The sequence below is a fragment of the Leptothrix discophora genome (assembly GCF_030705305.1).
Lineage (GTDB): Bacteria > Pseudomonadota > Gammaproteobacteria > Burkholderiales > Burkholderiaceae_C > Sphaerotilus > Sphaerotilus discophorus.
The window spans coordinates 1-10,621 of record NZ_JAUZEE010000021.1 but is presented as its reverse complement, the minus strand read 5'-3'; the positions used below and the strand labels follow the sequence as shown (position 1 = coordinate 10,621).

Sequence of the window (10,621 nt, the reverse complement as noted above, 5' to 3'; positions counted from 1 at the left end):
ACTATCCCCAAACCCCCTCAGCCAACGCTGCAGGGGGTTTGTTCTTTTGGGGAATTGGTCGGAAGATCGCGGCAAATTGGTTGAGCGTCAGTCCGAATCGACTTCGGAAGGAATAGATCCCATGCCCAGCGCCATTCCAGAAGAACTGCGAAGGCTCCAGATCGACCTGCCGGCCTGTCCGCGGGCACTGATCGAACTGCAAGCCCTGCTTGGGCGCTCGGATCTGCATGCTCAGGCCTGTGCCGACGTCATCGCAGCCGACATGGCGTTGGCCGCAGAAGTCATCAAGACCGTCAATTCCGCCATGTTCGGCCTGCTACGCCGGGTTGACCATGTGGGTGAGGCCCTGAGATACCTGGGCACGGAGCAGGTCGCGGCGATCACGCTGCAAGCTGCCTTGCGGCGCGCCTTCACGCCGACCCCGCTGATTGATCGGATCTGGGCCAGGGCAGCGGCGCTCAGCTGGGTGATGGGCCGCTCGGCTCGCAGCCTGGGTATTGACCCCTGGCTGGCGCACAGTGCCGGCCTGTTCGCCTTGTCCGGGCAGGCCATCTTCGCGTCGCGGTCGGACCTCTTTTCTCGTGGCTATGCGGCACTTTGCGAGTCACACGCTGGCCAGCCGGCGGATCAGGCCGAAGCCGAGGCCGCCCTGATCGGCGTCGGCCATCACGCCGTCGCCTCCGCGCTCTGCGCGCAATGGGGCTTGTCCAATCAGGTCGTCCGCTACGTCCGCGCGCGCGCCACGTCGCCAGGTACGTGGTCGTTGCAGGAACTCCCGGTCCGACGACTCTTGGTGCTCGGCGAGGCCACCGAGCACCTGCTGCTGGATGCCGCCGCGGCGCTGCCGGGCGATGAACGGATCGAGGCATGCGCTTGGACGCCGGATGAACTGGAACACGCGATCCGACCCCACATCGACGCGGTACGCGCCTCGAACCGGAGTGCGGTCGACTGATCGACCCGGCACGGGTATTGCCAGCATCGAGGCACCGACCTTCGGCGATATGCTGAAGCCACCATCAACCTCGAAGCCTTCGATGCCGAGCGATGTCCCGCCGAATACCCCGGTCTCGCACATTCGCCTGACCTCCCATCCCGGTCAGATGGCTTCCGGCACGCCGCTGATCCGCTGGGGCGATGCCGATCCCCAACGTCGCGGGCCGGTGATCGGCACGACCACCCACCGCAGCCACCGCAACGTGGTCGGCACGCACAGCGGAAGCTACGGCGTCTACCGCGCGCTGGCGGTGGCGGCCGGCAACCTTCTCAAGGGCCATCGCGCCGATCTGACCAACACCTCGCCCACGTCGCCGGTCGGGCCCCATCCGCAGTGGGGGGACGCCCAACAGATCGTCTCCATCGACCCGTGGGGTGCATCGGTCGCCCAGGTCTATGCAGAGCAGATCGCCCAGGGCTACGACATCCGGCCGACCATCGCGATCACGCAGGCCCACATCGACCTGCCGGAGATCCGCCAGGCGATGGCCTTCCAGCGCCTGAAGGCCGACGGCCGGATCCTCCTGGAGAACGGCTCGGCGGTCGTCACCAAGGTCGCCGTCGAACCGGTCTGGTGGCTGCCTGGCGTGGCGGCGCGCTTTCACGTCAGCGAAGCCGACTTGCGTCGCACGCTCTTCGAGGAGACCGGCGGCATGTATCCGGAACTGGTCACGCGCAGCGACCTGGAGGTCTTCCTGCCGCCCATCGGCGGCCAGACGCTCTACGTCTTCGGACGCATCGAGGATCTGGCCGATCCGTCGATCACGCTGACCGCCCGGGTCCACGACGAGTGCAACGGTTCGGACGTGTTTGGCTCTGACATCTGCACCTGCCGACCCTACCTGACCCACGCCATCGAGGAATGCATCGCCGGAGCGCAGTCGCGCGAACACGGCGGACTTGGCGGCGTCGGCCTGATCGCCTACAGCCGCAAGGAAGGCCGAGCGCTCGGCGAGGTCACCAAGTTCCTCGTCTACAACGCCCGCAAGCGGCAGGTCGGTGGCGATTCGGCCGACAAGTACTTCCTGCGCACCGAATGTGTGGCCGGCGTGCAGGACATGCGCTTCCAGGAGCTGATGCCCGACGTGCTGCACTGGCTGGGCATCCGCAAGATCCATCGCCTCGTCAGCATGAGCAACGACAAGTACGACGCGATCACCGGCAGCGGCATCGAGGTCGGCGACCGGGTGAAGATCCCGGACGCGCTGGTCCCGGCCGACGCCCGCGTCGAGATCGAGGCCAAGATCGCGGCCGGCTACTACACGACCGGCGACGTGCCCGACGACACCGCGCTGGCCAGCGTCAAGGGACGCGACCTGCGCTGAGCGGGGCCACCGATGCCAGCGAACGCCGCCCCCTCCGCACCGGACACACCCGCCCGACAAGCGGCCCGAAGGCTGCGCGATCCGGCCGAGATCCGCCGACGCTGCGCGGCCATCGCCGCCCACGTCGACACCGGCGCTTCCGCGCATTTCACGCTCGACCGCACGCGCCTGGACGCCGTCGCCGGTCGCATCGCCAAGCTCTGCCTGGCGCGGTTTCCGACCCTGCGCATCCCGTACCACAGCCGCTGGCGGCACTTCGAGGCTGGCGGCGTGGACCGCAAGGAGCGCCTGGACCACGCGCTGGCCGAACTGGGCGCACCGGAAGCCGCACGGGCCCGCATCGACCTGACGGTGGTCAGCGTGTTGCTCGATGCCGGCGCCGGTCCGACCTGGCGCTACCAGGAGCCGAGCACCGACGCCGTCCTGACACGCAGCGAGGGCCTGGCGGTTGCCACCTTCGACGCCTTCCTGTCGGGCGAGTTTTCCAGCGATCCGGCGCGCCCGTGCCGGGTCGACGCCGACGCCCTGATGGCCCTCGAACCCTGGCACCTGTCCACGATCTTCCAGGTCCACGACGGCAATCCGCTGGTCGGCCTGGATGGACGCACCCACCTGATGCACCGGCTGGGTGCGGCGCTCGGGTCGCTGGCACGCCACGACGGTGGACCCGCGCGCCCCGGTCGGCTCTACGACACGCTGCTCAGCCGGCTCGATCCGGCCACGCGCAGCCTGAAGGCGGCCGACATCCTTGCTGCGTTGCTGGATGCGACCAGCGCGATCTGGCCGAGCGGCCAGTGGCTGGGCACGCGCGACGGCCAGGGCCCCGACGACCAGCCGCTGGGTGATGTCTGGCCCCATCCTGCTGCCGGCGGGGCAGGGCTGGACGCCGGCCTCGTGCCCTTCCACAAGCTGTCCCAGTGGCTGACGTATTCCCTGCTGGAACCGTTCGAATGGGCCGGCATTCCCGTCACCGGACTCGACGCGCTGACCGGCCTGCCCGAGTACCGCAATGGCGGGCTGCTGCTGGACGCGGGCGTGATCGTGCCGCGAGACGCGGCCGCACTCGCCGAGCCGCACACGCCCGCCGACCCGTGGGTGATCGAGTGGCGCGCGCTGACCGTGGCGCTGCTCGACGAACTGGCACCGCGCGTGCGCGCCGAACTGGGCGTGAATGCCGGGCAGCTGCCGCTGGCCTGCATGCTCGAAGGCGGCAGCTGGGCCGCCGGCCGGCAGATCGCGGCCGAGCGGCGCCTGGGCGGGCCGCCGCCGGTCCGCATCGACAGCGACGGCACGGTGTTCTGACCCCCGACCGACGCGGACCACCCGAACCGGACATCCCCGAACCCGAACCTGGAGACCGACTTGAGCCACCACACGCCGACCGCGCAGGTCCACCTCATCGACCACCCGCTGATCCAGCACAAGCTCACGCTGATGCGGCAGAAGGACCGCTCGACCAACAGCTTCCGCCGCCTGCTCGGCGAGATCAGCATGCTGATGGCCTACGAGGTCACGCGCGACATGCCGACCCAGCTGATCGAGATCGAGACCCCGCTCGAGAAGATGATGAGCCCGGTCATCGAGGGCCGCAAGACCGTCTTCGTCGTGGTCATGCGGGCTGGCAGCGGCTTGCTGGACGGCATGCTCGAGGTCGTGCCGGGCGCACGCGTCGGCCACATCGGCCTGTACCGTGACCCGAAGACGCTCGTGGCCGTCGAGTACTACTTCAAGATGCCCGGCGACATGCATGAGCGCGATGCCATCGTGCTCGACCCGATGCTGGCGACGGGCAACTCGGCGGCCGCCGCGGTCGAACGGCTGAAGGAGACGAAGCCGCGCTCGATCCGCTTCGTCAGCCTGCTCGCCGCGCCGGAGGGCCTGTCACGTTTCCACGCCCATCATCCGGACGTGCCGGTCTACACCGCCGCGATCGATCGGCAGCTCAACGACCACGGCTACATCGTGCCGGGGCTCGGAGATGCCGGCGACCGCATGTTCGGCACCAAGTGACGCAGGCGCCGGCCGGAGCGGCACGTCGCCCGCGCCGGTGACGCCGGACACGTCGCACCAATCGGCCCCGCTGGCGAGCAGGCGCTGCACGTCGGCGGCATCGGCCATCTGGGTTGCACAGCCCAGCCGGATGCGCGCGCGCAGGCCAGCCTCGACCAGGGCACGGTCGACGAGGCGCAGCGCCGCCGCCATGGCGGACGTCGATGAGGCCCTCGCGGCCGCGCCGGGAGGGTCGATCAACACGATGAAATCCGGCCACACCCTGGCATGGTGGATGGCATCGATCCAGGCTGCGCAGGACGGCGCATCGGGTCGCACCAGGTTGACGCCGACGGGCCTGCCGTCCGACAGGCGACGCATCCGCTCGACCGCCAGCAGCAAGGGCACGGACAAGCTCGAAGGCGGGCCATCCTTGCCATCGTGCGAGCCACCCAGGCGGATGCGCCGCACCGCAGGATCGGCGGCCAGCGCGGCAAAGTCGGTTGGATGCTGCAGCCGATGCGGCGCGGGGCCGGGCGCCCAGTCCAGCTGACCCAGGCCCCGATCCATCACCGGCACATCGGCCGGTCGTCGACAGGACACGGCCGTGCCCACGCGCACCAGGGCCTCGGCCCCGCTGCATCCGACGGGGATGTCCAATGGGTCGCGCCGTGTCGGCAACCGATCGGCTCGGGCCTTGCCGGACCGGGCCGGGCGAGCGGGCATGAAGCACCGCGCCAGCAGGCCGACGAAGCGCAGCACCGGCGCGAGGCGCTCCCGCATCAAGGGCCAGGCAGACATCGCGGACTCCGGCAGCTCAGGTACGGACCATCGTAGGACGCCGATCAACACGCGCAACGCGGCAACAGCGTGGTTTCGGGCGTCCAGTTCCGCCGCAGGAAAGTGTGGTGCCGAACCCCTTTGTTACCGGATCGAACGCCTTGAATGAAAAAACCGCGAAGCAGTTCGCAAGGGCTTCGGCAGACCCCTGCGGATACTGCAAAACAGCCTTCAAGACGAAACACTCGACCCGCCGCCGCCATGTACCGACTCCTCAGCCTCGAAGAACTCGACACCGCCTGCGTTGCGCAATGGCGCCAGGGGGTCGTGGAGCGATGCCGGCATGCCGCCGGACTGCTGCGGTCGCGGGCCATCGATGCGGGCGACCTGCTGCACGAGGCCCGCGCCGAGCTGCACCTCGCGATGTGCGCCCAGCGCGAGGCCCAGTACGTGCTCGCGCTCACCCATGCACGTCGCGCCTGTGCGCTGGCTCGGCATGAGCGCGACATGGCGCTGGAGATCGAGGCCTTGTCGATCCAGGGTGCGGCCGCTGCGGTCTCCGGCCAGGACCAGCTCTCCGAGGAAGCCGGCCAGCTCGCGCGCCGTCTGGCCCGGCAACTCGCCGACCCGATCGTCACGCTGCAGGTCTGCGACAGCCTGGGCGTGGCGCAGGCCTGGTTGGGCCATGTCGAGGCTGCCCGCCAGAGCCTCGCACAAGGCACCTGCCTGGCCAGCGATGCCGGCCGGGTCGACTGGGCGTGCCACCTGCTCATCCATGCCGCCTTCGCCGAAGCGCTGATGCTGGCGCGCAGCTGGGACCTGTCCCAGGGCCTGCCCTCGCTGGCGCGGCGTCGCCAGGTCGAGGTCGCGATGCAGGCGGCACTGGCCCGCTGCGAGGTCACGCCCGGCGTCATGGCCGCCGGGACCCAGCGCAGCGGACGTTTCCTGCTGGCCTGGGTCGACTTCATGCTGGCGGTCTGGCGCGGCGAACCCGACGATGCCGAGGCCGACCTGCAACGCCTGCAGGCCCTGTTGCCGCACGAACGGGCCTGGATGGGTGGCCTGGCGCGATGGGCGCAGGTCGTGCATGCGCTGGTGCTGCGCGACAACGCCAAGGCCGAATCGCAGGCCCGGTTGCTGATCGCGGCGGCGCACGACATGGGCCATCAGCCCTTGCTCGAACAGGGCCGACGCGCGTGGCTGCTGGCACAGAGCCGACTGGGTCGGCTCAATCCGATGGAGCTGGGCGCCTTGCGGCTGATGCCCAGTCCGGCCGCCGAAGCCACCAGCTCCTGCACCGAGGACATGCTCGCCTTCGAGCTGCGTCTGCGTGAGCTGGGCCAGCGCGAGGCGGCGCAACTGCCGGCCTGGCGGCGCGAGGACAGCCTGACCGGTCTGGCCAGCCGCGAGCATTTCCAGGCCCAGACCGACGAGCTGCTGCAGCGCACCGACCCGACCCGGGCGCAGGTCTCGGTGCTGGTGCTGGCGCTTGACCCCGGACAGGTGCTCGCCGCGCATCACAGCCCGCTGGTTCGTGATCGCGTGCTGTGCACGCTCGCGGCGCTGATCCGCCAGGTGCTGCGAGCCGGTGACCTGCCGGCGCGCTGGAGCCACGACGAGCTGGTCGCGCTGCTGCACCGGGCCAGCGGGGAAGACGTCGCACGGGTCTGCGAGCGGGTCCATCTCGCCGTGCGTGAGCACGACTGGAGCGCGATCGCGCCGGGGCTGGACGTGCGCGTCTGCCTCGGTCACGCCAGCGCCCGGGTCGGCGACACGCTCGACGGCCTGATGCGGCGCTGCGAATCCTCGCGCTTCGCGAGCCTGCGCCGCGAGTACCGCAAGGTCGCGCACGCGGCCTGACCCCGCACGCGGCAGTGCGCCGGCCAGGGCGCGCATGCCCGCTTTCCAGGCATCTGCACCACGCAAGGGCGTCTGCCACAACGGCCCCGTTTCTGCAGCAGGTGTGGCGGTGCGTCCCCTGCGTCCGATCAAGGGCAACCGCCGGGAAGGCCGATGGATAGAATGAAATCTCGAGGTCCGGGTCGCCGGGCCCAGCTGCCGTACCCGCCATGAGACTCATCGCTTCGCTGACCAGCCCCTATGCCCGCAAGGTGCGCATCGTGCTGGCCGAGAAGAAGCTCGACTACAAGCTCGAGCTCGACGACCCGTGGTCCGCCACGCCCGCCGTGACCGCCCACAACCCGCTCGGCAAGGTGCCTTGCCTGCTGCTCGAAGGGGGCGATGCGCTGTACGACTCGCGCGTCATCGTCGAGTACGTGGACACCCTCTCGCCGCTCGGCCGGCTGATCCCCGAACGCGGCCGCGAACGCGCCGAGGTCCGCACCTGGGAAGCACTCGCCGATGGGCTGCTCGATGCGGCGGTCGGTGCGCGCATGGAAGCCGTCTGGCCCGGTCGCGCCGGCCAGGAACGCTCGCAGGCCTGGATCGACCGCCAGATGGGCAAGATCGACGTGAGCCTCGCGGCGATGGCCGAACAGCTTGGCGACAAGCCCTGGTTCTCGGGCCTGCATCTGTCGCTGGCCGACATCGCGGTGGGCTGTGCGCTCGGCTACCTCGACTTCCGTTACCCGGCGGTGCCGTGGCGCCAGCGCCATCCCGAACTGGTCCGCCTGATGGACAAGCTCAGCCAGCGGCCCAGCTTCCTGCAGACCCTTCCGCCCACGACCTGAGCTGACCTGGCCGGCGCGTTCAGCGCATGGCCGTGGCGCGCTCGGGCGGCAGTGCCAGCACCAGCTCGACGCGCAGCAACGGGCCCTCGTGAACGATGTCCAGTTGCGCGCCCAGTCGCGTGCACAGCTGGCGCAGGCGACGCGCGCAGCGTGCCGCGCCGGCCCCGCCGGTGCTCAGGCGCAGACGCGCATGGCGGCCGGTCTCGCCATCGAGGCGATCCAGCTCGATGCAGATGAGCGCTGACGGGCCGGCCTTGCGCCGCATGGCAACAGGCGACGGGGCCGAAGCGGCTTCGACGGAGGCCGGATCGTCCAGCAGCCGCACGGCGGCGTCGAAGGCCTGCAGCAGCAGGTCGGCCTGTCCGGCTGGCAGGCGCACGTCCTGCGCCGCTGCGCTGACCTTGCCGAGCAGGCGGGCACCGCGGCGGCACAAGCCGGCCTGATGACGGCGGAAGGCCTGCTCGATCAGCGGTCCGATGGCGGTGTCCTGACCCTCGCCTGCGTCCGTCGATGCCGCCTGCCCACGCCAGCGACGCGGACACAGCAGCATCGCCAGCGCGCCCAGCCCCGTCACGGCAACCAGGGACGCCTTCGGCCAGCCGTCGTCGAGCGTCAAGCCGGCCAGCACCGGCAGGCCGATGCCGAGCCCCAGCACCGCCGCCGCACTGAGGCAGGCCGGCGGCGTCATCGGCGCGCGCAGCAGGCGAGGCAGGTGGGGCAGACGCGGCAATCGCGGCAGTTGGGGCAGGGTGAACGGCATGTCGGCAGTCGGGCGGCGCAGGTCCTGGCATCCGCTGGTGCGGCGATCCGTGACCCGATGCATGAAATTGTCCCGGTCCGTCCACGCATCGCCCACCCCAGGGACGTGGGGGACAGCCCCCCTGGTTCGACCCGCTTGCAGCGGCCGCTGCGGGCTCCGCATCTCCTGCATGCCTGGGTTGATGGGCCGGCGTTAAACTGTTTTCAGCGCCGATTTGGTCCGGCTTGCGGGCGCTCTAGAAATTCCGCTAAAGGGGGACACCCGCAAACCCGGTGTCCGCTTCGAGGCGGCGCCGGGTTTTTTTGTGGATCGGGATCGATGCAGACACTCGGGCACGTGACGCCCCAGACCATGGCCTTCGCCGAGCCGCTGCCGCTGCGCAGCGGCGCGACGCTTGCGTCCTACGAACTGGTCTACGAGACCTATGGCAGCCTCAATGCCGAGCGCAGCAACGCGGTGCTGGTCTGCCATGCGCTCAACGCCAGCCACCATGTGGCGGGCACCCACGCGGGCAAGGAACGCAGCCAGGGCTGGTGGGACAACCTGGTCGGACCGGGCAAGCCGCTGGACACCAACCGCTTCTTCGTCATCGGCGTGAACAACCCCGGCTCCTGCTTCGGCTCGACCGGACCGATGCACCTCAACCCCGCCACCGGCCGACCCTATGGCGCCGACTTCCCGGTCGTCACCGTCGAGGACTGGGTCGACGCCCAGGCCCGGCTGATCGACCGCCTCGGCATCGACCAGCTGGCCGCCGTGATGGGCGGCAGCCTCGGCGGCATGCAGGCACTGAGCTGGACGCTGCGCCACCCCGAGCGCGTGCGCCATGCGCTGGTGATCGCCAGCGCGCCCAACCTGTCGGCCCAGAACATCGCCTTCAACGAGGTCGCACGGCGCGCCATCGTGACCGACCCCGACTTCCACGGCGGCCACTTCTACGCCCACGGCGTGGTCCCCAGGCGCGGCCTGACGGTGGCCCGCATGATCGGCCACATCACCTACCTGTCGGACGACTCGATGGAAGAGAAGTTCGGCCGCTCGCTGCGGGCCGCCGAGCTCGCCTACAGCACGCAGGAGATCGAGTTCCAGATCGAGAGCTACCTGCGCTACCAGGGCGACAAGTTCAGCGAGTACTTCGACGCCAACACCTACCTGCTGATCACGCGGGCGCTGGACTACTTCGATCCGGCCGGCGAATTCGGTGGCGACCTCAGCGCGGCCCTGGCGCGAGCGAAGGCCAAGTTCCTGGTCGTGAGCTTCACCACCGACTGGCGCTTCTCGCCGCAACGCTCGCGCGAGCTGGTCAAGGCGCTGGTCGACAACCGCCACGACGTCAGCTACGCCGAGATTGCCGCGCCGCATGGCCACGACGCCTTCCTGCTCGAGGACCCGCGCTACCACGCGGTCGTGCGCAGCCGCTATGACCGCATCGCCCAGGAGATCGGTGCATGACCCGGCGCCAGACCCTCGACACGATCGCCCGCCTGGTGCCCGAGGGCAGCCGCGTGCTGGACCTCGGCTGCGGTGGTGGCGCCTTGCTGGCGCTGCTGCAGCGCGAGCGTGGCTGTCGCGGCTACGGCGTCGAGCTCGACGACGCCAAGGTCCACGACTGCGTCCAGCGCGGCGTCAACGTGCTGCAGCTCAACCTCGAAGAGGGCCTGGCCCTGTTCGAGGACAACAGCTTCGACGTCGTCCTGCAGCTCGACACGCTGCAGAACCTGCGCAACACCGAGGCCATGCTGCGCGAGACCGCACGGGTTGGCCGCATCGGCATCGTCGCCTTCCCGAACTTCGCGCACTGGCCCAACCGCCTGTCGGTGCTGCGCGGTCGCATGCCGGTGACCAAGACGCTGCCCTACCAGTGGTACGACACACCCAACATCCGCGTCGGGACCTATGCCGACTTCGAGGTGCTGGCCGAGCAGTGCGGGCTGCGCGTGCTGGAGTCCTTCGGCCTGCACGAGGGCCGCATCGTGACCCGTCATCCGAACCTGCTGGCCAGCACGGCGGTGTTCAAGTTCCAGCGCGCCTGAGCAACCGTCTTGAAGGTCAAGTGTCGTGAAGCATCGGCACCCACCTGG

At 69.8% G+C, this 10,621-nt stretch carries 9 protein-coding genes and 1 riboswitch; of the genes, 8 read left to right on the top strand and 1 reads right to left on the bottom strand.

Annotated elements, in window-relative coordinates; genetic code table 11:
- The first annotated feature begins 121 nt into the window (after nt 1-121).
- The 6 genes from Q8X39_RS20405 to Q8X39_RS20380 all read left to right on the top strand — a co-directional run bounded on the left by Q8X39_RS20405 (nt 122) and on the right by Q8X39_RS20380 (nt 7,780).
- On the top strand, nt 122-955 hold the full coding sequence (locus Q8X39_RS20405) for an HDOD domain-containing protein (protein WP_305751537.1): 834 nt from the start codon (nt 122-124) through the stop codon (nt 953-955).
- An 82-nt stretch (nt 956-1,037) separates the two neighbouring features.
- The gene (locus Q8X39_RS20400; protein WP_305751536.1) at nt 1,038-2,321 is read left to right on the top strand and encodes a GTP cyclohydrolase II; all 1,284 of its coding nucleotides are present in this window, start codon (nt 1,038-1,040) and stop codon (nt 2,319-2,321) included.
- 12 nt (nt 2,322-2,333) lie between these two features.
- The gene (locus tag Q8X39_RS20395; RefSeq protein ID WP_305751535.1) at nt 2,334-3,623 is read left to right on the top strand and encodes a URC4/urg3 family protein; all 1,290 of its coding nucleotides are present in this window, start codon (nt 2,334-2,336) and stop codon (nt 3,621-3,623) included.
- Nucleotides 3,624-3,755: 132 nt separating this feature from the next.
- Nucleotides 3,756-4,331 carry a uracil phosphoribosyltransferase gene (gene upp, locus Q8X39_RS20390; protein ID WP_305751538.1) on the top strand — a complete coding sequence of 192 codons (576 nt, stop codon included), beginning with the start codon at nt 3,756-3,758 and terminating at the stop codon, nt 4,329-4,331.
- 1,020 nt (nt 4,332-5,351) lie between these two features.
- Nucleotides 5,352-6,950, top strand: coding sequence for a diguanylate cyclase domain-containing protein (locus Q8X39_RS20385; RefSeq protein WP_305751534.1), 1,599 nt, complete (start codon nt 5,352-5,354; stop codon nt 6,948-6,950).
- A gap of 209 nt (nt 6,951-7,159) precedes the next feature.
- Entirely contained in the window at nt 7,160-7,780 is a 621-nt protein-coding gene (locus Q8X39_RS20380) for a glutathione S-transferase family protein (protein ID WP_305751533.1), read from the top strand.
- A gap of 19 nt (nt 7,781-7,799) precedes the next feature.
- Here Q8X39_RS20380 and Q8X39_RS20375 read toward each other — a convergent pair whose 3' ends face one another.
- Nucleotides 7,800-8,540: a hypothetical protein gene (locus Q8X39_RS20375; RefSeq protein ID WP_305751532.1), complete on the bottom strand. Its 741-nt coding sequence runs from the start codon at nt 8,538-8,540 to the stop codon at nt 7,800-7,802.
- Nucleotides 8,541-8,736: 196 nt separating this feature from the next.
- A riboswitch (SAM riboswitch) is annotated at nt 8,737-8,807 on the top strand.
- Between the two features lie 51 nt (nt 8,808-8,858).
- On the opposite strand from Q8X39_RS20375, the gene metX reads away from it, so the two are divergent.
- Nucleotides 8,859-9,992 carry a homoserine O-succinyltransferase MetX gene (gene metX / locus Q8X39_RS20370; protein ID WP_305751531.1) on the top strand — a complete coding sequence of 378 codons (1,134 nt, stop codon included), beginning with the start codon at nt 8,859-8,861 and terminating at the stop codon, nt 9,990-9,992.
- Nucleotides 9,989-10,573, top strand: coding sequence for a methionine biosynthesis protein MetW (gene metW / locus Q8X39_RS20365; RefSeq protein ID WP_305751530.1), 585 nt, complete (start codon nt 9,989-9,991; stop codon nt 10,571-10,573). The genes metX and metW overlap by 4 nt, the downstream gene beginning before the upstream one ends.
- Nucleotides 10,574-10,621: the final 48 nt, after the last annotated feature.